Raw genomic sequence first — 23,865 nt, 5'->3', positions numbered from 1 at the left:
CTCATTACAAAGAAATTCTTTTACTTGAAAACGTCTCTATTAATCTAATATTTTTTAAAATGTTAATTCATAATGGAAATAACGATTATCTCTCAAATAACCATTTTCAGCGTATAATCGCTGTGCTGATAAATTATCAATCTCTGTTTGTAATTTTACACCTTTTGCGCCATTTTCTAATGCGAATTCTTTAGCAGCTTCTAATAACTTTTTACCTGTTCCTGCTCCGCGCTTAGTCGCTTGTACAAATAGATCATTTAAAATCCATAATTCTTTCATTGAAATGGAAGAAAATGAAGGATATAGTTGCGTGAACCCAATATATTCACCATCTTCAACTGCCACGAAAATAACAGATTCTTTTCTCTCCATTCGATTTCGTAAAAATAATTTTGCTCCTTCTAAATCGGAATCTTGTCGGTAAAACATGCGATAGTTATTAAAAACTGATGCTAGTCCATCTAAATCTGCAATTGTTGCCTCATATATTCTCATTTTACTCCATTCCCCTTCCAATACTGTCTCATTATATCCGTTGCCCATTTAGGCTGTTGTATTTCTTCTTTTGGCATAAACTCTTTCATTATTGGCTTTATATCCAATATAGGGGTTCCATCAATAGCATCTAGCCCGTCCACAATAATTGATTTTCCTTCTCTTTTTATCACTTTTACAATTGTTGCACCTATGCGATTCGGTCGATTTTTCCCACGCTGTGCAAAAATGCCTACTTTAGGATAATCATTATTATTTCTAGGGTGTCTAGCAACATATTGAATTTGTTCATCCTTTACTTTATGAAAATAAAAAACAACTTCAAGATGAGAAAAATCTTCAATCCCTTGTATACTTTCCTCTGGATACATTTCAGTTAAAGTAATACAGGATCTTACTTCTCCCCATTCATCATCTTTTATTTCCTTTCTTTCATTATGTACAAATGCGATTGGTTGAACTGAAAACATACGCATTCCCCCTTAAATGTAACCACTTACATTATAAAATATTTTCTGAATGTTTTCCAGATACACGAATTAAGTTTACATAATATGATTATCTTATATTTTCTAAAGCGACGTTTACTGCTTCAATTGCATGTATATAAGTTGTATCGAATATCGGAATTGATACGTCTTCTTGTTTTATTAATAACCCTATTTCTGTACAGCCTAATATTATTCCTTGCACTCCTTGTTGCACTAACTCTTCTATAACACTTTTATAATACTCTCTAGATTGCGAATTGATTTTTCCTAAGCATAATTCTGTATATATTACTTCATTTATTTTTTCTCTATCTTTTACTAATGGTACCATTACTTTTATATCATTCTCTTCTATACGTGACTTATAGAAATCTTGTTCCATCGTATATTTAGTTCCAAGCAGACCAACCCTTTGAATTCCTTTTCTTTTTATTTCTTTTGCAGTTGCATCCGCGATATGTAATACTGGGATGTTAATATTCTCCTTTATTTTCTCAACTACTTTATGCATTGTATTTGTGCAAATGATAATAAAATCTGCTCCACTTTTCTGCAATGAGTACGCCGCATTCCCTAATAATTCTCCAGCTCCATCCCAATCTCCGCTAGACTGGTATCGTTCAATCTCTTCAAAATCTACACTATTAATCAGACATTTTGCTGAATGTAATCCACCTAATCTACTTTTTATTTCTTCATTTAAAATTCGGTAATATTCCGAAGTTGATTCCCAGCTCATTCCACCAATAAGTCCTATCGTCTTCATAAACAAACAACACCTCTTCCACATTATTTTACATGTATAAAACAATTAATTATTATATATTTTTTAAACAATAAAACAAGACTTTATAACAAATATAAAGTCTTGTTTCTATTCTATTATTCTATTCCTATTATTCCTAACTTAATTATTGATTTATACTCTATTTCATTTCCAAGGAAATTTTTATTGAATTTTCAGAAATTATTTATTGGATTTTTCAGAAAGAGATTCATAATGATAATTAAAACACTCTCGATACAATTGTTTGATTTCATCATAAGATGGAACTCGTGGATTGTTTCCTGGGCTACCACTTTCAATTGCATCTGACGCCATTTTAGAAATAGCATTTTCAAACTCAATTTCATCAATTCCGTATTCTTTTAAATTTGGAATACAAAGATCAAAACAAAGTTTCTTTATTTCAGCAAGTGTGTTGCTCGCTACTTCTTCATCAGAATATGAGTAGAAATCTTTATTTACATTGCGTCCAATCTCCGCTAGCCTTTTCACCGCACTTGTTTTTGTAAACTCTAAAACTGTAGGTAATAGTATGGCATTTGATATACCGTGCGGTACATGAAACAATGCACCTACTGGCCTTGACATACCATGAACTAACGTAACTGATGCATTTGAGAATGCGATTCCAGCTTGTAATGAAGCAATCATCATCACTTCTCTTGCTTCCATATTATCTCCATCTTCATATGCAATACGTAAATATTTCATAATACTATTAATAGCTGAAAGAGCAAGTACATCTGTAAGTGGTTGTGAAACCTTAGAAATATATGCTTCGATTGCATGACATAATGCATCTATACCTGTTGCTGCCGTAATATGAGGTGGTACCGAGCTTGTTAATATCGGGTCAATAATCGCTACTTGCGGAATAAAACTCGGGTGCTTCATCATCATTTTTACATCTGTTTTTTTATTCGTAATTACTGCTACACTTGTTACTTCTGATCCAGTACCTGAAGTTGTTGGAATTGCAATGAGTGGTAGTGGATCATTTTCAATTTCAATATCTTTTTGAACGTAATATTCAATTTCACCGCCATTAGTATGTAACACTGCTACTGCTTTCGCAGCATCAATACAACTTCCACCACCAATACCGATAACAAAATCACACTTTCCTTCTTTACAAATAGTTAACGCTTCTAATACGTGTAAATTTGTAGGCTCAGCATTCACTTTATTATATGTAATAACAGTAATACCTTTCTTATTTAGTTGTTTTATGCACCTTTCAACATACCCTAATTTCTCCATAATTGTATCCGTAACTATAAAAGCCTTTTTTCCCAATTTCTTTGATTGATCCCCCAATTTTTCAAGTGAATTTCTTCCATATAATACGGACTTCGGCATGCGAAACTCAGCAACTTCTTGCAAGTACTCCACCCCTTCTTACCCTAATTAATATTTTATGAAATAAAATATCGATTTGATGAATCTTTACTATTATTTTAAATATTTTTAATAGATTCCTGTTAAAGTATAGAACGTGATGACTGCAAATACAGCAACCGTTTTCAAAACTGTAATTGCAAATATATCTTTATATGACTGTTTATGTGTTAATCCCGTTACTGTAAGGATAGTAATAATAGCGCCGTTATGTGGTAATGTATCCATACCACCTGATGCCATTGATACGATACGGTGCATTACTTCTAATGGAATGTCATACTGATTGGCCGCTGCGATAAATTTATCTCCCATCGCACTTAAAACAATTCCCATTCCACCTGATGCAGATCCTGTGATCCCAGCTAAAATATTCGTTGTCACCGCTCCATTTACTAAAGGATTCGTGAATGTTGCAGAGATACTATCTCTCATTATTGCAAAACCTGGAAGCGCTGCAATAACACCACCGAATCCAAATTCAGCTCCAGTATTCATGGTTGCAAGTAGGGCTCCTCCAATACTTGTATTCAATCCAGCTTGAAACCCTGTTACTACTCGTTTCCAGTATAATAATAGTGTTGATAAAATACCTATTATAAGTGCCAACTCTACAGACCAAATTCCAACTACCGCACTTAATTCCACTTTTCCAAATGCTTTCATACCAATTGCTGAAAAGTCAAAACCGTTCGGATACCACTTCGGTATCATAATAGTAAACACCTTATTCATTACACCTACTAAAATAAGTGGTACAAACGCAATCACTTGCTGTACTCTTGTAATATCAATGCTGCTCATTACTGGCATATCTTTTTCTTCTAATTGTAAAGATGCAGCCATTTCATTATTCCCATCATTAAACCCGAAATACCCTTCTCCCGCTACCTTAGCCTTTTTACGCCTACTCTCTAAATATAGTAAACCTAACGTTAAAACGAAGATTGCTCCTAAAATACCTAGTATCGGCGCTGCATAAATATCAGTTTTAAAAAAAGTTGTAGGTATTACATTTTGAATTTGCGGTGATCCAGGAAGTGCATCCATTGTAAACGTCGCTGCTCCGAGAACAATCGTTCCAGGGATTAAACGCTTTGGAATATCGGCTTGTCGAAACAACTTAGCCGCAAACGGGAATATAGCGAATACCACTACATACACACTAACACCGCTATACGTTAAAATAGCTCCCATTAAAACAATCGCTAAAATTGTACGTTTTTCCCCAACTAACTCTACAATTGTCTTTGCGATTGAATCAGCAATTCCTGACATTTCTACTACTTTCCCAAATATTGCTCCTAGTAAAAACACTGGAAAATATAACTTAATAAATCCTACCATTTTTTCCATGAAAATATTAGAAAAGAAAGGTAACACAAAACTAGGTTCTGTCAAAAATACCGCAAATAATGCAAAGATCGGTGCAAATAAAATAACAGAAAACCCTCTATATGCTACAAACATAAGTAAACTAAGTGCTAATAAAATAATAACTAGCTCCAATTATACCCCTCCCTTAAATTGAAAATTCAATCTTCTTTAGATAAACTTCTGTAATCTTGTCATACTCTATTCTTTCATGACAAACCTCCTCTATTTATTACAAATTTTTCATGCTAAAAATGTCTAATTATACATATTCGATTACATATGAAAAATCCCTTTAAAGAATAACGATTTCATCGTCACACGCTATAAAGGGACTGTTAGTGTCTATATTCATTGCTTTATCAAGCTATTTTCTATACAAAAATGATATAGCCCTTCTACATCATTCGCGATATGAGTCACACCAACTTCAGTCAATTCTTTTTTACTTCCATAGCCATACAAAACTCCAATTGAAGCAATTCCATTATGGTTCGCACCAATTATATCGTGCTTTCTATCCCCAATCATGACCATCTCTTCTTTTTTAAGCCCTTCATTTGTTTGTAAAATATGAGCAATTATTTCTTCTTTTTTTATTCTCGTACCATCTAAATTGCTTCCTATAATATCCTCAAAATAATTTGTTAGTTGAAAATGCTCTATTACTTGTCTAGCAAATATAGTAGGCTTTGAAGTAGCTATAAATAAACGATTTCCCGTATCTTTTAATTGTTTTAGGAGATTTGGAATACCCTCGTATACATTATTTTCTAACAATCCACATTGCTTTAAATACTCCCTGAAATAAAAAACAGCTCGTTCAACTTCACCTTCACTCATATTATATCTCTCTACGAATGATTGTTGAATAGGAGGACCGATAAATGAATCTAACTCTTTTACGTGTAATTCTTCAATTCCAATTTTTTCTAATGCGTATAAAACTGAATTTACAATCCCTACTTTCGGATCCGTTAACGTTCCATCTAAATCAAATAGAAATGTTGTATACATATTTAATCCCCCACTCATTTTACTTTACATGCAATACTGAAGGCTTTCTCCTCCTCCACCTCTACTATATTACCATTATTTATCTTTTCAAAAAATTACTTTTTCTATGTTACATACTTTCAGTTACAAAGTGAGATAGATATGATAAAGTAAAAAAGTTACAATTATTTTAATAGAAACTGGTGAAACAAATGTCAATTACGTTAATTTTTATAATGGCTTTCACAATTGTCATTCACGCAGTCGAAACGAGTTCTTATAGTATTCGTTTAGCTGGTGTTCGTTTAAAAAAGATTGCCGTTGCCTTATCCGTCGTAGGAATGGTACTGCTTATTTCAAGAACATCTAACTTACTACAAGCCTTTTTAATCGGTGGTATTGTCGATGAAGCAAAGCTAGATTCTTCTATTGATTTAGAGCATATTATACGGCTCGTTCTATTATCTGCTTCTGTCGGTACATTGCTCGCGATTATACTTTATCCAACTTTGACAAAGTTATTTGGATATGTCATTCAAAACTTTGAAACAGACGGTTCGTTCATTCGAATGATGAAAACAAACAACATACAAAAATTAAAGTACACAAAAAAGTATGTACGCTTTCCAAAGCTAGAAATGATTCATAGACTGCGTATCGGTGGTATTCCAAAGCGTATTATGCTTATCAACATGTTTGCTACTGCAATTTATACAGCCGGTGTCCTTTCGGCCCTTTACGCTTCTTTTCTAAATCCAGATTATGCAACAAACGCAAGTACTGCTTCTGGACTTGTAAATGGTTTTGCTACTATTTTATTAACAGTACTACTCGATCCACGCATTGCTTTATTAACAGAGCGAGCTTTACAATCAGAACACGGCGCTGAATCTATGAGTAAAATGTATGGTTGGCTAATGATTTCTAGACTTTTCGGTACATTACTCGCACAACTTTTATTCGTACCAGGTGCTTATTGGATTTTATGGATTATTGAGCTTATGCATTAATTCACTCTCTACAAAAGTAGGTGTATTATGAAATGACTATTAAAACCGAACAAGATATTATCCAATTGATACAAAATGATCCTTGGATGATGGATGTATTACAAATGGCAAAATCACTAGAGCTACCTGATTGGTGGATTTGCGCCGGATTTGTCCGTTCTAAAATTTGGGATACTTTACATAACTACGAAGTAAGAACAACTACACCAGACGTTGATGTCATTTATTTTGATTCTTTTCTTAAAGATGAGGCATACGAACAATCATTAGAAAAGAAACTGACAAATTTGGATGCTTCTGTACCTTGGTCAGTTAAGAATCAAGCTCGTATGCATGTAGTAAATAACATGCCACCCTATTCTTCTTCTGTGGATGCTATTTCTAAATTCCCTGAAACAGCAACTGCTTTAGGCGTTACGCTTGACGAACAAAACAAAGTTATATTAACGTCTCCATGCGGAATAGAAGATGCACTTTCATTACAAGTGAAGCCGACAGCTCATTTTCTTGAAACGAAAGAACGAATATATATGTACAATAAAAGAGTTATGAAAAAGAATTGGCAAAGCAAATGGCCTAACATAACAATCACTTATCCCGAAATTTAGATAGGGTGCTTCTCATTTGTAGAAGCACCCTTTTTCATTTCAAAAAATGAATGACTGTTTCTGCGAATCGATCTGCTTCCTCATAATGAGGTGTATGACCACTCTCCTCAAACACGATATATTTACCGTTTCGGGCATCTTTATTAAATGTTTCAATTTGTTTTTCACACGTTACTACATCATATTTCCCTACAATTAATAACATTGAATTCTGTACATCTTTTATTTTTGATAATAATGACGTATGAAATGTGCCTTCTGATTTTAACCTATCAAAATGGACTCGGGAACGATTTGAAAATAGTTCCCACTCTTCGTCACTATATAAACTATCGTCCGTTTCATCTTCCTTATAATTGTAAATCTCCATTCTTTTTTCTTCTAATTCATCGCTTAATCTTATATAAGCTTCTAGCAAATCTTTTGAACTAGCATTACTAGATGAATAAGCAAAGCACTCTTCTGCCTCTAATTCTTTTCTATATTTTCCCAATAAAATTCCTGTCTTTTGTAATAAAGCCCTACTTGTTAATGCAAAATCGAAAGTCGGACCTTCAAATATTATTTTCTCTATTGAATTTGGATATGTCGCCGCATATAATAACGCTAAATATCCACCGAAAGAATGTCCTATTACAGACCATTGATCAATTTGTAATACTTTTCTTAGTTCCTCACAGTCTTCAATTAAATCATTTAATCCAAAAGGTTCTTCTTCGGTAATTACTTCTGAACGACAAACTCCTCTTTGATCTATCATAACTACATATAAGGAATCTTTTAATCGTACTGCTTGATGAAATGAGAAATCATAACAGCTCTCTCCCGGACCGCCGTGCAAGTATAATACAGGCTTACTTTTAGGGGTTCCATGTGCTTCAACATATAATTTCTTCCCTCTAATGTCCATATATTTCCCTGTTTCTATCAAATTCGCCTTTATAATCATCACCTTCTTTTTTACTGAATATTATAACATTTAATACTAAATAATCCCTATTACATTTAAAAAGACAATAATTATGGCAAGTGGTGCTACAAATCGAAGTAAAAATGCCCAACAAATAAATACTTTCTTTCCGTAATTTCCACCTACAAAAAATTCTGCTTCTAACACTTTCTTTTCCATTTTGAATGATACGAAAATACTAATAAATAGCGCTCCAAGTGGCATTAATATATTACTAGATAGAAAGTCTACTGCATCAAAAATATTCTTCCCAAAAATCGTAATATCACTCCATACTCCAAATGATAACGCTGATGGTACACCTACTAAGAAAATGCAGAAACCGATAATCCATGATAGTTTAGTTCTTCTTTCTTGTTCACCATTTGCTAATGCTGAAACGACCGTCTCTAGTAGAGAAAATGCCGATGTTAACGTTGCAAATGTAAATAGAGCAAGAAATACTGTTAAGAACAATCCACCGAATGGAATTTGACTAAATACTGATGGTAGTACGATAAATAGTAGTCCAGGCCCTTCTGTCGGCTCCATGCCTAGTGAAAATACTGCTGGAAATATAGCAAGACCTGCAAATAAGGAAACAAATAAATTCAATCCAACAATCGTCACTGCTGATTTTGGTAAACTTTCTTTTTTATTTAAATAGGAACTATACGTAACCATAATCGAAATTCCGATACTAATCGCAAAGAATGATTGGCCCATTGCGAACAGAATACTTTCTGAAGTAATCTTTGAGAAATCTGGTTGTAAGAAAAACTTTACACCTTTCATCGCATCATCAAGTGTCAATGAACGAATAATAAGAGCGACAAATAATACGAACAATGCCGGTAACATATATTTACTTGCTTTTTCAATCCCATTTTGTACCCCTTTTGATACAACCCATATCGTAATGAACATAAAAACGAAATGTCCAGTAATAGCCCAAACAGGATTTCCAATTGTTTCAGTAAATAATGCACTATAATTCTGCCCTGAAGCAATAAGCTGTCCAGTTACTCCTCTGAATAAATAAATTAGTACCCATCCACCTACAACACTATAAAACGAAAGTAATATAAAACAAGTTCCAACACCAAGTCGTCCAATCCAGTGCCATCCTGTATTTGGCGCTATACTTTTAAATGCTCCAACTGCTTGTTTCTGTGTACTGCGTCCAATCATAAATTCAGCTATTAGTAATGGTAGTCCAATTAATACCGTAAATAATATAAAGATTAAAAAGAATGCTCCTCCTCCGCTCTTTCCAGCGATATAAGGAAACTTCCATATTGCTCCAAGTCCAATTGCTGATCCTGCTGCAGCCATTATAAATCCTAATTTCGAAGTCCATTGCTCCGTCTGTTTCATCTTATTTTCCTCCTAATTAAATCTTTTTATATAAATAATTAAATTTTATAAACCAATCCAAATAAACCTCCATTCCTTTTTCTATAAAATAAAAAATGGCCTAGCATCTCTTTATATAAAGAGACGCTAAGCCATTTACTTAACGCGGTACCACCCTTATTGATTCCATTATGAATCCACCTTAGTAGTAATCGTTTGATTACAAACCTAATATCGAAGGTTAACCGTTAAGATTTACTAAGAATGTAATTCCGTTCCACCTTACTGCTCCTAGGCGAGTTCAGGATGTCATTTGACTATGTCACACCAACCCATAGCTCTCTGTACAAATACATGACCTTACTACTCCTATTCAACACATTTTAATATTTAGAATATATTTTCTTTTTAAATTAATATGAAGTATATCGGTTATATTTATAACTGTCAAGGTATAGATTAAGTTTTTTGTCGAAAAGGATTTTTATATAGATTTATAGAAAATATTTACAATAAAAATAAAAGGAGATTAAAACGTTATGTCACTATTAAAGAATGGCTGTTTTTTTGTTATCCGCTCATTTCTCATCATTCTTGGCATTATTGCGATCTGTTCCTTACCACAATTATTTTTCGGTACACCTCCAAATTCAGCAAAAGCGCTAGCAATACCGCCTACACCAACTTTACAATTTAATTTTAGTAACTACTTAGATTCGATATCTAATGTAATTTCTTCTTTGTTTCACCCTACAAGTATTACTTATAAAGTTAGCAATGCTGGCACTCAATCGCCAGACCGTGATCTTTTTCCATACTTACTAGAATCATATACGCATACATTAACTATTATGATTTGTGCTTTCCTTATCGCCGTACTCCTTTCTACTACCTTTACCATACTTACATTTTACTTTCCTAAACGCATTCAATCTCTTATTCTTAAAACCTTACACGTACTAGAATCATTGCCAGATTTATTTTTTGTCGTCTGTGTACAGTTATTTGTCATTTGGATTTATAAAAATACAAATTTACTCGTTACGGTTCCTTTTTCTACTATGCAAGAAAAAACATATTTGTTACCGATATTAACACTGAGTATTTTACCGATTATTTACTTATACAAAATTTGCCTGTTAAATTATAACGATGAACTGCAAAAGGATTAAAACCGTTTTACATATTATATAAACACGTACTCATCAACGCCCTACTATCTATCTTTTATAATGCAAAATCTATTTTTTTATTTATGATTTCCAATATGATCGTACTAGAGTATTTATTTAATTCATATGGCTTATTTAAATTTTTAATTATGCACCAAACACCAGAAATTATTACCGTAAGTATATTAATTTTAACGATTCCATTCTATCTCTCCTTTGAACTATTAAAACGCATTTTACCAGGAAGAAGGGATTTACATGCTTAAAAAGATAGTTTTTAATATACGCTTTTTAATCGGTCTTTTTATTTTAGTAACCATTATTATTTCAAGTTATATTACAAAAGAGAAAGTAGACGCAGGAAAAATCAAACCTATTCCTCCTTATCAATATGTTGATGGAAAAATAACTAGTACTGCCCCAGCACCACCATCTTTTTCTCATCCCCTCGGTGTTGATAAAGATGGCGATGATGTGTTAATTCGTACGCTTTACGGTGCAAAAACACCAATTTTTTATGCAATGATTATTAGCTTTTTCCGTATAACCTTTTCACTTATATTCGGTATTCTTCATGCATACTTTTATCGATACGTACGCTTTTTAGATGTTCTATTTGAAACATTCCAATACGTCCCTACCACCTTATTAGCGATATTTTTATTATCACCAGTATTATTTGTATCTCCAGAGGATGAACAACTTTGGCTGACTTATACGCTTTCCGTTTTAATTTTTATTAGTGTACCTAATTTAGTACAACTTTTCAGCAATGAAATTCGTTTATTACTACAAAATGAATTCGTGACAAGTTCTAAAACATTAGGTGGTGGGTTTTTTCACATTTGCAAATTACATTTAAAACCCTTTCTTACGCCAAAGATTTTCATTTGGATAAATCAACAAATGCTGCAAACTTTAGTTTTATTACTGCATTTAGCACTATTCCGAACCATTCCATTTAACATTGCTGGTACACTTGTTTTACTTAGCCACAATCATCAGTTTTTAAATGTTTTACCTTGGATAGCATTCGGTCCTGTTTTATTTTTCACTATCGTTATATTAGCTGTATATATGATGTTATCTGGAATGCAAAATGCACTACAGGATGAAATGGTTCATATCGATAATTCACTTTTATTAAGTGTATTAGCAAAAGAAAAAAGAGAAAAAAAGAGTCAATATTTTTCCTTTTTTAAACCCAGTGTAAAAATAAAAGAGCATTAAAAAAGAATCTTCGCGATAATCGCGAAGATTCTTTTTTACGGTATAAGACGCGTACAATATCTCGGAAAAGCACTTGCTTCTCGCACATTCGATAATTGTAAAAACTTATACACAACTCGTTCTACCCCAATGCCGAAACCGCCATGTGGTGGACAACCGTATCGGAATGTATTTAAATAAGATTGAAATTTCTCTGGATGTAGCCCTTTTTCTTTAAAAGAAGCGAGTAACATATCATAATTATGAATACGCTGTGCACCTGACGTAATCTCTAATCCTTTATACAATAAGTCAAAAGAATCAGTAATAGATGGATTCTCTTTATTTGGCATCGTATACATCGGTCTCGCTTCTTTCGGATAATGAGTAATGAAAACAAATTCACTATTATATGTTTCTTTCACATATTTCCCTAATAACTTTTCACCTTCTGTATCTAAATCCCCAAGCGGTGATTCTTTACGATACTTACTTTTCAAGATCTCTTGTGCTTCTGACAATGTGATTTTCGGTATTTCAGTAATGACAGGTACTTCTATTTGTGATAGTTGTAGTTCTTTCTCACATGTTTCTCCTACTTGTTGAAACATATAGCGTAAAACATCTGTTTCTAATCGCATCACTTCATGAAAATCATGAATAAACCCAAGCTCTACATCTAACGATATATATTCATTCAAATGACGGGAAGAATTGTGATGTTCCGCTCTGTAGACAGGTGCAATTTCAAAAACACGTTCAAGTCCTCCAGCTACCATCATTTGTTTATAAAACTGGGGTGATTGTGCTAAATAAGCTTCTTTTTGAAAGTATGGAAGCTTAAAAACATTCGCTCCTCCTTCTGCCCCTTGCGAAACAATCTTCGGAGTAAATATACGTGTGAAATCGTTCTCTATTAGAAATTCACTAAAGCTTTGGACAAGTGTAGATTTCACTTTAAAAATCGCTGCGGTTCGCTCATGTCTTAATGATAATACCCGCTCATTCAATAGTTGATCTAAGCCAACTTGTAACTTCTTTTTATTTATTTCAAACGGAAGTGATTCTGCACCATTTAATACTTTCATTTCGTGAGCAAGCACTTCAACCCCTAATTCTGTTTTCGTAGTTTCTACTATTTCACCAACTATTTGAACAACACTTTCTACATCAACTTTGTATCCAGCTAACTCGTTTTCTAATATACATTGAATAACTCCTGTTCGGTCTCGTAATAATAAAAAACTAACATTCCCTAGATGACGAATCTTTTTTACCCATCCTTTTAATAATACAATCTTTCCGCTATGCTCCGTACATTCTCGTGTGAGTGAACGCTTCATTATTTGATCCATTACATTTCCCTCCAATAGTTTTAGTTTTATTTACATTATTGTTGTCATCGTCATCATCCACGGTCACTCACCTCCTTTCAAAGAATACAAAAATCCGCCCCTATAAATAGGGACGGATTTTTTCCGCGGTACCACCCAAATTGTCATACTGACCATCTTAGCCCTGATAACGGTAGGTACCGTTTGCTTTTACTAATAATCACGTTCAAAGCAACGCTCACAGGTGTCTTTCCATCATGCGGTATCGCAATCTTCCCAGCAACCGATTGCTCTCTGTAGACCCTTGCATCATGTACTTTTCCTGATCATCACTTTTTATATTTACAGAGTATTCTATCTCTTTATTTTATAATACGCAAGCCTTTTTTTGTAAACATTCCGATTCCCAAACTCTTAAATGCCTCTAAAGAAAGAAAGGTAAAATATCTTTTAATATATATTCTTATATACCTATTTAGAACTAACATTCCAATTATTTTTCCATTTTATTACATAACCTCCATGTTATTTACGCATATTAATATAAAAATTCATAGCGAGGTGTGTATATGAAAAAAGCAATTAGTTTCTTCTTCCTTTTGTTTTGCCTAATTGTAGTAAATGAAACATACGCCTATTCACCAAAATCTTTACCAATCTCTCAAAATTCTGATCAATGGCGAGTGAATATTGCTGAACCGAAAAAAATAAGCAAGAATATGCTTCAAGCTAAAAAAGATGAATTTCAAACATATCAATTTTCAGTAACGAATGTTGGAGAAAACGAAGTATATAACGTACAAGTTGAAGTCTTCCGTAATGAGCCAAATATGAAAACCAAATACGAACTCTTTTCCCTAAAAGAAGGTCGACTAGCAAGCGGAAAAACTGGGTTCAGACATGCTAACTTCCCTGTTGCTACAAAATCAGATGAAGTGGACGTGATCATTACTTGGCAAGAACATCCCTTCCGCTCGATGAGAAACGGTCAAAAAGTTGAGTCTAGAAAATTTAAAGAGCATTTTGTTTTTAAAGACACAAAAAAGTAAATCAAAAAAGTCGTGGCTTATAAACACCACGACTTTTTTGATTAGTTTGTACTAATTCCTCTCGCCGCCCAAATACGATCAATTTCAGACGCATGTTGTCCGCCATATAAAAGAGCATCCGCTTGCTTAATTGCTTTTGCTCCATCACGGAATTTTGCATTTGGCGTTAATGACCAATGTGATTGTAAAATAATTTTCGTTGCTACATCACGGCCAAAAGCTTGTGCCATTTCGTATTGGCCTTGAGCCCAAATTTCTCCATCATCATGTACTTCATTCTTAATATCTTTCGGATACACTTTATTATTATCTAATCGGCGTAAGCACGTTGGATTTGAACTAGAATACGCTGTCGCATCCCATTCTCCAACACATGCTTTTCCGTATCCTGTAGCCGACACAGCATCTTCATAAGTAGCACCTAAAAAGTCACCAAATCCTTCTCCCATCGCTCCGCCTTCTGCTGAACTACCGAAGCCAGGAACTTGATTATCTTGAATCGAATGCCCGTATTCATGTGCGATAATACCCGCATCTTCCGCATCATCTACTCCACCAGTACCAAATGTTAATGCTTTCGTTGATGGTGAATAGAATGAGTTATCAGCTGTCGTACCATTAACATTTACTTTAATGGAGCGATTGTTAATATTTTTAAACCCTATACTTTGAATATAACGTTGCAATGTATCAATATGATAATATGACATAACATCTTCAAAGCTATCATTTGCCCGGGTATAGTTAAATTGTAAGTTTGTAGATTTCGTCTTTGCTTTTGAAGAAATCGTAACATACTCTCCAATTAAAAATCCTGTACCATCTAAACCTTTTAAAGTAACAGTTTTTAATTGATTCGTTAATGCTGGTGAATCTGCATCTTTATTATCCTTTAATCCTGCTAAACTACCGCTAGATACAATTGGGTTAGGCAAAAATACTTTCCCTGTGCCTTCTGCTTTTCGGTTTATATCCACCTTTTTAATTAGCTTCCCATTTTCCGCATCAATAAATGTTTCCCATGCACCGAATGGATTATTAGAATGGACTACCACTTTATATACTGGAAGAGCGATACCTTCTTCAACAATATATCCGAATTCTTTCTCTGTAGGAGCCCATAAGTTTTGCTCACTCGCTCCTCCAACATACGCCATTGATTTTTGTTCTGCATCTTTTTCGCTAATTTTTGCCGTTACTTCCTTCACACCTTTTACAGATTGATAATCAGAAACAGCTAGTACTCCTTTTCCCTCTCCGTTAAGAGTCACTGTAATTTGTTTTGAAAATACAGGAGCACCATTTACTATTTGTTGAAATCTAACGTATGAAGCTACTGACGTTTCTGTTGTAGAAATATATTGCAAGTCTGAAAGGTCTGGCTTTAATCCATACTGATCAGCATTCGCTTTTAAATATTCAATTGCTTTTTTCTGTGGTGAATAAGCTTCTACCTTTACTTGCTGTTGTTTTTCTAATGCCGAAGCTGTAGAAATTGTCCCCATTACTAACGGTACAGTCATTGCCACTGCCACCATTTTTTTGTTTAACATAGAACCACTCCCCCTAATAAATTGAAACCTTTACCCCATTCCTATAAGGGTATCACTGTCCATAAGTAACGAAATAAAGTGAATCTACGAGTAATTCTATACGAGCAAATCTATTACCTTTACATTTAGGGTGAGTGAAATTTTCTCAATATTTATATGTAAAACGAGAAAAATACTGTAGAAATATATTTCTTTCCCAGTCATACAAAAAGGAAGTTGGAATCATTCCAACTTCCTTTTCTTTATTTAGCCGCGCTTAATTTAATACGAACTTTCGTCTCACCTAAAGGTAGTTCATCGTCTTCATTCTTTAAGTGATCAAATGTAAATTGCTTAACGAGTAAGTTTTCTTCCAACAAATCTTTATGATTTGTTAACGTTTGCTGTAGTTCTTCCTCTGCATCAAGAATAACATCCACTCGTAAGTTTACTGGTAAATTCAACTGCTTACGATATTCTTGAACCGCGCGAATGAATTCACGTGCTATCCCTTCTTGTAACAATTCTTCCGTTATATTCGTATCTAACATAACTGTATATTGTCCGTTAGTCGTATTAGAAAATCCTGATTTTGCAACTTTCTCCACTAATACATCTTCATTCGTTACAACTACATCTTCTCCTGATGCAGCTTCATATACCGCTTTTTCAGTTGAAACAAAGTTTTGTACTTCTTCTGGTGACAATTGTTTTAACCAACCATTTACTGCATTCACATTTTTACCGAACTTCGGCCCCGCTGTTTTAAAATTCAGCTTTAATTGATAGGAAGTATACTTCGTTTCATCTAGTTCAACATGGAACGCTTTCACATTTAGCTCATCCATTACGATATCACGATAAGAATCCCAATCGATATCATTCTCTTTATGCTCAAGTAAAACAAGCTCTGCTAACGGCTGTTTTACTTTTAAAGAATGCTGATTACGGTTACTTCTTCCTAGTTCAACAACTTGTAAAACAGCATCCATTTCCGCTTCTAATTTCGGCTGAAGTAGTGATTCATTTACAACTGGATAATCCTCTAAATGAACGCTACTTTCAGTTAAATTTAAATGAATATCTTCAGCGACAAACGGTGTAAATGGTGCAATTAATTTACTAATTGTCACAAGCACTTCATGAAGTGTCTCATATGCAGCTGCTTTTTCAGCATTCATACCAGATTCCCAGAAGCGATTACGTGATCTTCTTACATACCAGTTACTTACTTCATCTACAAGCGTAGCAATTTCACGAGCTGCATTCGTGAACTGATAATCATCAAGTGCTGTTCTTACCTTTTCCGTTGTACTATGCAGCCTTGATAATACCCATTCATCTAATTTTGTCCGCTGTACGTCATACGTTTCTTTCGGATTATACCCATCTAAATTTGCATATAAGACGTAGAAGCTATACACATTGACTAATGTATCTACAAATTTAGATTTTGCTTCTAGTACTGTTCTTTCAGAAAAGCGCTTCGCATTCCACGGGGCACTATCAACGAGTAGAGCCCACCTTAGCGCATCTGCACCAAACTTCTCTACTAAATCTACTGGATCTAGTGCATTGCCTTTACTTTTAGACATTTTCTGTCCTTCTTCATCTAAAACATGCCCGAGTGATAATACTCGTTTATACGGTACTTTTCCAGTGTATAGTGCTGATACTGCTAATAAACTATAAAACCAGCCGCGCGTTTGATCAATTCCTTCTGCAATAACATCCGCTGGAAACTGTTCTTCAAATAACTCTTTATTTTCAAATGGATAATGATATTGCGCAAATGGCATGGAACCACTATCAAACCAAACATCAATTACTTCTGGTGTACGATTCATCGTCCCGCCGCATTTTTCGCAGCAAACTTGTACTTCATCCACATATGGCTTATGCAATTCTAAATCTCCAGGTGTTTCTTTCGTACTATGCTTTCTTAATTCTGCAATACTTTTCGGTGCGAATTGATGATCACAGCTCTCACATTCCCATACGTTTAATGGCGTTCCCCAGTATCTATTTCGGCTAATATTCCAGTCCACCATATTTTCTAAAAACTTACCAAATCGTCCATGTTTCATATGATCTGGATACCAGGTGACAGAATCATTATTTTGTAAAAATGTATCTTTAATTGCAGTTGTTCGGATCAACCAACTTTCTCCTGCATAATAAAGTAGCGGTGAATCACAACGCCAGCAATGTGGATAGCTATGTTCATATTTTTCTTTATGATATAGTAAACCTTCCTTCGCCAAATAACGAACGATATCAACGTCACAATCTTTTACAAATTTACCTTTCAAAAATGGTACTGCTTCTGTATACTCACCTTTTTCATCTACAACATGTAGGAACGACAATCCCTCACTTTGAACGACTTTATAATCGTCCTCCCCATATGCAGGAGCAATATGAACGAGTCCTGTACCACTATCTGCTGTTACGAAATCCGCTGCGATTACGTGGTAACCATTCGTAACTTCTTTCATTGGAAATGGTGCTGTATACGATGTGTTTACTAATTCTTCACCTCTATGAACAGATAATACTTCATAGTTTTCTTTTAATACTTCTTGTACACGTTCTTTCGCAACAATATATACATGTTCTTCTTGTTTCACTTTAACGTATTCCATATTCGGGTGTACAGCGAGCGCAACATTCGCTGGAAGAGTCCACGGTGTTGTCGTCCAACCTAAGAAATACTCATTTTCACTGTCTTTCACTTTAAATTTAACTGTTGCACTTAAATCTTTTACTGTTTTATACCCTTGTGCAACCTCATGTGAACTAAGAGATGTTTGACAGCTTGGGCAGTACGGTGAAACTCTATGCCCTTTATACAATAATCCTTTTTCATGGATCGTCCCTAAAATATGCCATACGCTTTCAATATATGGATTTTCTAAAGTAACATACGGATCATCCATATCTACCCAATAACCGATACTTTCAGTGAATTCACGCCACTGCTTCTCATATGTGAATACACTCTCTTTACACTTTTGGATAAAAGGTTCAATTCCGTACTCTTCGATTTCATGTTTACCAGAAATACCGAGTTGCTTTTCAACACCTAATTCTACAGGTAAACCATGTGTATCCCAGCCCGCTTTTCTTAATACTTTATATCCAGCCATCGTTTTATATCTTGCTACTACATCTTTAATCGCCCGCCCAAGTGCATGACCGACGTGTGGTAAACCATTCGCCGTTGGTGGTCCTTCATAAAATACAAAAGATTGTGCGCCTTCTCGATTCTGAATTGATTGCTCGAAAATACGTTGTTCGTTCCACTGCTTACGAATACGTGTTTCTCTCCCTACAGCTGACTCTTTTACATCTACTTTTTTCATGTACAATCACTCCTTTGAATTTTTTAAAAGCACACAAAAAACCCGTCCCTATGAAGTAGGGACGGGTTTAACCGCGTTACCACCCTAATTCTATTAGCTCTTCGCTAATAGCACTTAGCAACGTACTATCATACGTGTTCTTTGTAACGGTAGACATCCGTCCGGGCCTACTTACTTTCAGCCGCAGCTCCTCGGAGATGATTTTCAAATAACGTCTGAACACCGGCTTTCAGCAATATACCGGCTCTCTGGGGGACAGTTCATTATTTTACTCTTTCTCGTCTTCAGATTTGTATACTTTGTTAAAAGCTATTTTATGCCATTTGACAATAAATTGTCAACTAATTCAAAATATATTTTTATTTATATCCTTTTTATCTATTTCTATACAATTATTTTTCAAATTCTCGCAATCCCGCTAAGTCTTCATCTTCCTCAATAAGCTCAGCAAAGAATCCTGTTTCATCTTCACGAAGTACGATTCCAAGCTCTTCTTTCGCCTCTTCATTTCTGTTTAAAATCGCTAAATAACAAGCATGATCATATCTTGCTAACAAATCAGTAGCATCAATTTCTAATATATCACTTGTTATTTTTTCTGCCTGTGTCGTTTGTCCAGCCCCATGATACGAAGATGCTAAAGCAAGAAGAATTTCCGTTTCATTTGGATGATGTTTAGTAGCACCTTCTAATAAATGAATCGCTTCTTCAAACCTCTCTTGACTATGGTACATTTCTCCTAAAGCAAGGAATCCTCTACTTACAAACGGTGTTTTCTCCGTTAACTGTATATAAATTTTTTCTGCTTTTCTTTCTTCACTGGCCTTATAAAATACGTGTGCTTGTAATAGAAGCGTATCATAATCATCCGGTAGCTCTCGAACTAATTGCTTCGTTATCTCTAAAGCATCTTGTAACATATCTTCTTCCTCACACTCAATGAAAAGATTTACAAGTTGCTTTGCTACATCATAATCCCATTTATTTTCTAGCGATGTTTGCAATACTTCTATTGCTTCTTTATTCATCGCTACATTCTCGTAAAATAGTGCAAATCGCTGTGCTGCCATACTATTTTTCGAATTTAACTTTAACGAGATTTCATATAAATCAATGATTGTTGTAACCATAGACATTTCTTTCACACGGTTTTTCATACGATAAAAAGCTCTCGTAAATATAGATTTTTTCGGTTGTTCATTTTGTTGACGTTCAATCCATATTTCCGTAACCGCAGCTGCTGCATACATAAATACCATACTTCTTTCAGCTTTTTTCACCTTTAATGTATGAAGAGAATCTCGTATGTGAGATAACTTTTTATGTTGTTCTACTGCTTTTACATATACATTAAATATGCGTTCATTATTTAAATCTTTTTGTATTACTTTCATTGCAACTTCAATTGCTTTTGCATTTCCTTTTTTCACTAATACTTTTGCATAATGATATAAAACTTCTGTATGCCCTTCATCCAATTGTAGCGCTTCTTCAATTTGTTCCTGTTCTTTAACGATTTCATTCATCGCTCCATACACGTATGCAATCGCATCTAATCGCCATATTTCAGGTACTTCGTCCGCTAATTGTTCCAATTCCATTAGCAACTCTTCCTGAAGATTCATTTCTACTGAGAGCTGTGATAAATATTCCATATTAATATGCAATGGCTCTTCTTTCATCGCCTGAATCATATGACTTTGTTCTTTAGAACGATTTTCTTCTTTTTCGTATATTTCTGCAAGTTGTAAATGTACACCTGTAAAATTTTCATCAAGCTCTAAACATGTTTCATACGCTTGTTTTGCTTCCTTCAATTGTCCTAATGCCATAAGTGATTCGCCAATTCGGTAATATGGTAATGCCGTTTTCTTTTGTTCTATTGCCTTATTATATCTTTTCATCGCTTGACCATACTGTCCAAGAGATTCATATAAAACGCCTATATAACAACCATATTCACTTACTTCCATTCGCTCTTTTTGTAACGTTCTTAAGAATGCTATACCTCGTTGTACAAACACTGTGCCTTTAATTCGATTTACATATTCATCTAACACACCCGCTACATTATAATGAGTCTGCTTTATCCCGATTTCTAATTTAGACAATGCTACTTTTAGCTCTTCCTCATTTCCACCAAGTTCAACCTCTGCATCCCATAAAACCATTCCTGCATTCATAAGGAAATCTTGGCTCTTTTCAATTTGTTTTTCGATACTGAAAATATATTGTTTTGCTTCTTTGTATTGCTCTTTTGCCATATAAACTTGAGTAAGTCCGAAATGAGAATACACATCTTCATTATCTTCTTCTAAAGCACGCCTATACAATTTTTCTGCTTCTTCCAGACTATCATTTTGGAAATGATAGTCACCTAACCTTACGTATAAAGATGCCTTATCATCACAATTCTCAATACCTTCTAATAATATTTCTTTCGTACTTTTCTCATCCTTCAAATCAGATTCGTATATTTCCGATAATTTCGTATAGAGGTATGGTGCATTACTATCTAAATGAATCGCTACTTTAAGTCCTTTTATCGCTAAATGCAATTTTCCTAACTGATGCGCACATCTCGCTCGCTCATACCATACATGCGCCTCATGCTTATACTCTTTTAACAAATCATTAAAGATTTCATACGCTTCTTCATATCTTTCTAAATCGATTAATATTAAACCGTGATTCGTTAAAGTGAACCTTTCAGGGCTACGCTCTAAAGCAACTTGAGAAAACTGCAACGCATTTTCAGATTGATCGATATACATATAGGATAAAGCAAGAAAACTCCAAGCAATCGGCTGATCTGCATCCAATTGTAATGTTGAACGAAAACTAGAAATCGCTTCTATATAATTTTCCTGTTCAAATGCATACCTTCCATTTATAAAATGATATAAAGCCCGATTATTTTTCTTCTCAACACTAGCCAGCATCTGCCCAGCCTTCTCTATTTCTTGAAGGCGAATAAAACACTGTGCACCATGCAATTTAACAAAATCCGAATCTGGAAATTTTTTAGCTAATTTTTCTATACAATACAGAATAAATTCTTTATCTACTTCTACATCTAAGTGCTTAATCGTATATAACCACGTATTCGGATTTTCACTCGTCTCTTTTAAAAATCTTACTAATTTACTTATTCCCTCTTTATCCTGTTCTTCTAAATGATCCGTAAGAGAAAAAATAGATTTAAAATAACGATTTTCTTCTTCACTTAAAAAAGTAAGTTGATCCTTCTTTTCTTTCGGAACAAACGTAATCGCTAAACAACCTGTGTAACGATATCTCTCTTGCAATTTACTATATTCCACAAAAACTGGTTCTATAAAGTTCGGATCTTGTACATAGAATGCTTGTAGCGTATCATCATATCCAGATAGCACTTGTACATGTGAAGCATGCTCAATATCTATACTCAATAAAACAGGAATCCTTTGGTCGAGTAGCCTCTTATAATTTTCCACAGTCCCTTTAAAATAACGATATTCATAGCCTAGATCTTCTAAATAGGCAACAGTATCTGAAAACTTTGAACCTGTCATATCAAAAATAAACTCTGCTATTTCATCTTGCGTACGTTTTTCTCCCCATAGCTCCATCATCATTTCTAAACTTGTCGGCACACAATAATTATCCTTTTGGACAATGGGAACTATCGGCAGGTGAACCTTTTTTCCATTTGGATTTTTTTCTAAATTATGATATAAAGACTCTTTTAAACTTTTTTCTTCTTTTAATAACTCTTGTAAATCTACTAATTTATTCATTTTGTACAGTGCTTCTGCACGTAAATGTACGAAGTAAGCTTCATAAGCATGATAAGGAAGCTTCTGATTCATATTATCTATTTCCGCTAGCATCTCTCCATATTTCCCTAAATCTAATAAATATTTTACCTTTTCAAAATGAAAATATGGTACTTGTGGAAACTTTACAATTGCATCATCAATTAGCTGTAATGCACGTTTTTGTTCCCCTTTATTCGCATATAACTGTGATAATAAATATGTGGATAGTTCTTCACAATCTTCATGCTGCATGCCGGCTATAAATTGTTCTTCCGCTTTCTCCCATTCACCCGTATGCATATAGACGTAGCCCCATTTATCAAATACAGCACGTGTACTGTACTCCTCTGCTTTTTGCATATAGATTAGCGCTTCTTCATTTCGTTTCATTTCTAAAAGACATCGTACTAACGTAAAGTATGTTTTCGCTAAAAAATCGGCATCTATTTCTTCTTTATTACTCTCTTCTAAAGAATCTTTTAACAACTGTTCTGCTTCAAGAATTTTCCGCTCATCAATTAACTCGTCACAATATAAAGAGAGCGTTCTCATATTTGGGAATTTTTTATAAGCGTAGCGAATGAGGAATGAACTGTATTGGTGCATAAGCCCTTCATCAGTAAGGCGAATTAATATATCAAACTCCTCATGTGAAGAAATATTAGCAAGCCACTTTTTCACATAAGATATAGTATTCGTTTCTTTTATATATGAAATTTCTTTATTTATTTCCTGTAATCCATCTACAAACCTCTTGTCTTTTAAACAAGTTTCTAACTGCTTAAAATCTAGCATGCATTCACCTCGAATTTATATTTATCCCGCTATTTGCGGGCAGTAAAACTTCAACATCAAAATTCCGCGCTGGAGCTAAGAAGATAGGCGGTAGATCAACTGCCCGTAAATGCCCGATTGGTTCAACTAATAATCAGTGGGGATA

At 34.3% G+C, this 23,865-nt stretch carries 18 protein-coding genes and 3 other annotated features; of the genes, 6 read left to right on the top strand and 12 right to left on the bottom strand.

Annotation, left to right across the window (positions count from 1 at the left end):
* Positions 1–54: 54 nt before the first annotated feature.
* From COI75_RS20070 to COI75_RS20045, 6 genes are all read right to left on the bottom strand, one after another.
* The gene (locus tag COI75_RS20070; protein ID WP_001223861.1) at positions 55–495 is read right to left on the bottom strand and encodes a GNAT family N-acetyltransferase; all 441 of its coding nucleotides are present in this window, start codon (positions 493–495) and stop codon (positions 55–57) included.
* Positions 492–965 (bottom strand): SAM-dependent methyltransferase, encoded by a 474-nt coding sequence (locus COI75_RS20065; protein ID WP_000493243.1) that lies wholly within the window; start codon positions 963–965, stop codon positions 492–494. The genes COI75_RS20070 and COI75_RS20065 overlap by 4 nt, the downstream gene beginning before the upstream one ends.
* Positions 966–1,053: 88 nt before the next feature.
* On the bottom strand, positions 1,054–1,752 hold the full coding sequence (locus tag COI75_RS20060; protein ID WP_000848590.1) for an aspartate/glutamate racemase family protein: 699 nt from the start codon (positions 1,750–1,752) through the stop codon (positions 1,054–1,056).
* A 201-nt stretch (positions 1,753–1,953) separates the two neighbouring features.
* A complete protein-coding gene (locus COI75_RS20055) occupies positions 1,954–3,156 on the bottom strand; it encodes an iron-containing alcohol dehydrogenase (protein WP_001158491.1) in 1,203 nt (400 codons plus the stop codon).
* Positions 3,157–3,240: 84 nt separating this feature from the next.
* Complete coding sequence (locus tag COI75_RS20050; RefSeq protein ID WP_000424319.1) at positions 3,241–4,680, bottom strand: GntP family permease; 1,440 nt, start codon at positions 4,678–4,680, stop codon at positions 3,241–3,243.
* Between the two features lie 216 nt (positions 4,681–4,896).
* Complete coding sequence (locus COI75_RS20045) at positions 4,897–5,562, bottom strand: HAD family hydrolase (RefSeq protein WP_002095685.1); 666 nt, start codon at positions 5,560–5,562, stop codon at positions 4,897–4,899.
* A gap of 191 nt (positions 5,563–5,753) precedes the next feature.
* On the opposite strand from COI75_RS20045, the gene COI75_RS20040 reads away from it, so the two are divergent.
* On the top strand, positions 5,754–6,551 hold the full coding sequence (locus tag COI75_RS20040) for a lipid II flippase Amj family protein (protein ID WP_000028914.1): 798 nt from the start codon (positions 5,754–5,756) through the stop codon (positions 6,549–6,551).
* Positions 6,552–6,583: 32 nt separating this feature from the next.
* Positions 6,584–7,159, top strand: a complete 576-nt coding sequence (locus COI75_RS20035) for a nucleotidyltransferase family protein (protein ID WP_000153326.1) — start codon at positions 6,584–6,586, stop codon at positions 7,157–7,159.
* Between the two features lie 34 nt (positions 7,160–7,193).
* Here the strand turns inward: COI75_RS20035 and COI75_RS20030 are convergent, their stop codons facing one another.
* On the bottom strand, positions 7,194–8,108 hold the full coding sequence (locus tag COI75_RS20030) for an alpha/beta fold hydrolase (RefSeq protein ID WP_000584228.1): 915 nt from the start codon (positions 8,106–8,108) through the stop codon (positions 7,194–7,196).
* A gap of 36 nt (positions 8,109–8,144) precedes the next feature.
* Complete coding sequence (locus COI75_RS20025) at positions 8,145–9,485, bottom strand: sodium-dependent transporter (RefSeq protein ID WP_000814546.1); 1,341 nt, start codon at positions 9,483–9,485, stop codon at positions 8,145–8,147.
* 116 nt (positions 9,486–9,601) lie between these two features.
* Positions 9,602–9,850, bottom strand: a binding site (T-box leader).
* A gap of 153 nt (positions 9,851–10,003) precedes the next feature.
* On the opposite strand from COI75_RS20025, the gene COI75_RS20020 reads away from it, so the two are divergent.
* Genes COI75_RS20020 through COI75_RS20015 form a run of 3 tightly spaced genes read left to right on the top strand, consistent with a single transcriptional unit; the run spans position 10,004 to position 11,866 of the window.
* On the top strand, positions 10,004–10,636 hold the full coding sequence (locus COI75_RS20020) for a hypothetical protein (protein WP_255265689.1): 633 nt from the start codon (positions 10,004–10,006) through the stop codon (positions 10,634–10,636).
* Between the two features lie 11 nt (positions 10,637–10,647).
* The gene (locus COI75_RS27425) at positions 10,648–10,902 is read left to right on the top strand and encodes a hypothetical protein (RefSeq protein ID WP_368665682.1); all 255 of its coding nucleotides are present in this window, start codon (positions 10,648–10,650) and stop codon (positions 10,900–10,902) included.
* Entirely contained in the window at positions 10,895–11,866 is a 972-nt protein-coding gene (locus COI75_RS20015) for a hypothetical protein (RefSeq protein ID WP_000913991.1), read from the top strand. Before COI75_RS27425 ends, COI75_RS20015 begins: the two co-directional genes overlap by 8 nt.
* Before the next feature lie 35 nt (positions 11,867–11,901).
* Here the strand turns inward: COI75_RS20015 and aspS are convergent, their stop codons facing one another.
* Positions 11,902–13,200 (bottom strand): aspartate--tRNA(Asn) ligase, encoded by a 1,299-nt coding sequence (gene aspS / locus COI75_RS20010; protein ID WP_000372097.1) that lies wholly within the window; start codon positions 13,198–13,200, stop codon positions 11,902–11,904.
* Between the two features lie 105 nt (positions 13,201–13,305).
* Positions 13,306–13,518: a binding site (T-box leader), on the bottom strand.
* A gap of 230 nt (positions 13,519–13,748) precedes the next feature.
* On the opposite strand from aspS, the gene COI75_RS20000 reads away from it, so the two are divergent.
* Positions 13,749–14,228 carry a hypothetical protein gene (locus COI75_RS20000; RefSeq protein WP_000709305.1) on the top strand — a complete coding sequence of 160 codons (480 nt, stop codon included), beginning with the start codon at positions 13,749–13,751 and terminating at the stop codon, positions 14,226–14,228.
* A 41-nt stretch (positions 14,229–14,269) separates the two neighbouring features.
* On the opposite strand, the gene COI75_RS19995 is transcribed toward COI75_RS20000, so the two are convergent.
* The 3 genes from COI75_RS19995 to COI75_RS19985 all read right to left on the bottom strand — a co-directional run bounded on the left by COI75_RS19995 (position 14,270) and on the right by COI75_RS19985 (position 23,720).
* Positions 14,270–15,781, bottom strand: a complete 1,512-nt coding sequence (locus tag COI75_RS19995; protein ID WP_000932733.1) for a M36 family metallopeptidase — start codon at positions 15,779–15,781, stop codon at positions 14,270–14,272.
* Between the two features lie 242 nt (positions 15,782–16,023).
* Positions 16,024–19,125 (bottom strand): isoleucine--tRNA ligase, encoded by a 3,102-nt coding sequence (gene ileS / locus COI75_RS19990; RefSeq protein ID WP_000754885.1) that lies wholly within the window; start codon positions 19,123–19,125, stop codon positions 16,024–16,026.
* Between the two features lie 54 nt (positions 19,126–19,179).
* Positions 19,180–19,419, bottom strand: a binding site (T-box leader).
* Positions 19,420–19,517: 98 nt separating this feature from the next.
* Positions 19,518–23,720 (bottom strand): bacteriocin-processing peptidase family protein, encoded by a 4,203-nt coding sequence (locus COI75_RS19985; protein WP_098448592.1) that lies wholly within the window; start codon positions 23,718–23,720, stop codon positions 19,518–19,520.
* Between the last annotated feature and the right edge of the window lie 145 nt (positions 23,721–23,865).

It is taken from the genome of Bacillus cereus (assembly GCF_002564555.1).
Classification (GTDB): Bacteria; Bacillota; Bacilli; order Bacillales; family Bacillaceae_G; genus Bacillus_A; species Bacillus_A cereus_K.
This window is presented reverse-complemented; position numbering and strand designations above follow the sequence as displayed.

Coding starts and splice junctions, on each gene's coding strand:
- COI75_RS20070 (WP_001223861.1), bottom strand. CDS start 495: ATGAGAATATATGAGGCAACAATTGCAGATTTAGATGGACTAGCATCA.
- COI75_RS20065 (WP_000493243.1), bottom strand. CDS start 965: ATGTTTTCAGTTCAACCAATCGCATTTGTACATAATGAAAGAAAGGAA.
- COI75_RS20060 (WP_000848590.1), bottom strand. CDS start 1,752: ATGAAGACGATAGGACTTATTGGTGGAATGAGCTGGGAATCAACTTCG.
- COI75_RS20045 (WP_002095685.1), bottom strand. CDS start 5,562: ATGTATACAACATTTCTATTTGATTTAGATGGAACGTTAACGGATCCG.
- COI75_RS20040 (WP_000028914.1), top strand. CDS start 5,754: ATGTCAATTACGTTAATTTTTATAATGGCTTTCACAATTGTCATTCAC.
- COI75_RS20035 (WP_000153326.1), top strand. CDS start 6,584: ATGACTATTAAAACCGAACAAGATATTATCCAATTGATACAAAATGAT.
- COI75_RS20030 (WP_000584228.1), bottom strand. CDS start 8,108: ATGATTATAAAGGCGAATTTGATAGAAACAGGGAAATATATGGACATT.
- COI75_RS20025 (WP_000814546.1), bottom strand. CDS start 9,485: ATGAAACAGACGGAGCAATGGACTTCGAAATTAGGATTTATAATGGCT.
- COI75_RS20020 (WP_255265689.1), top strand. CDS start 10,004: ATGTCACTATTAAAGAATGGCTGTTTTTTTGTTATCCGCTCATTTCTC.
- COI75_RS20015 (WP_000913991.1), top strand. CDS start 10,895: ATGCTTAAAAAGATAGTTTTTAATATACGCTTTTTAATCGGTCTTTTT.
- aspS (WP_000372097.1), bottom strand. CDS start 13,200: ATGGATCAAATAATGAAGCGTTCACTCACACGAGAATGTACGGAGCAT.
- COI75_RS20000 (WP_000709305.1), top strand. CDS start 13,749: ATGAAAAAAGCAATTAGTTTCTTCTTCCTTTTGTTTTGCCTAATTGTA.
- COI75_RS19995 (WP_000932733.1), bottom strand. CDS start 15,781: ATGTTAAACAAAAAAATGGTGGCAGTGGCAATGACTGTACCGTTAGTA.
- ileS (WP_000754885.1), bottom strand. CDS start 19,125: ATGAAAAAAGTAGATGTAAAAGAGTCAGCTGTAGGGAGAGAAACACGT.
- COI75_RS19985 (WP_098448592.1), bottom strand. CDS start 23,720: ATGCTAGATTTTAAGCAGTTAGAAACTTGTTTAAAAGACAAGAGGTTT.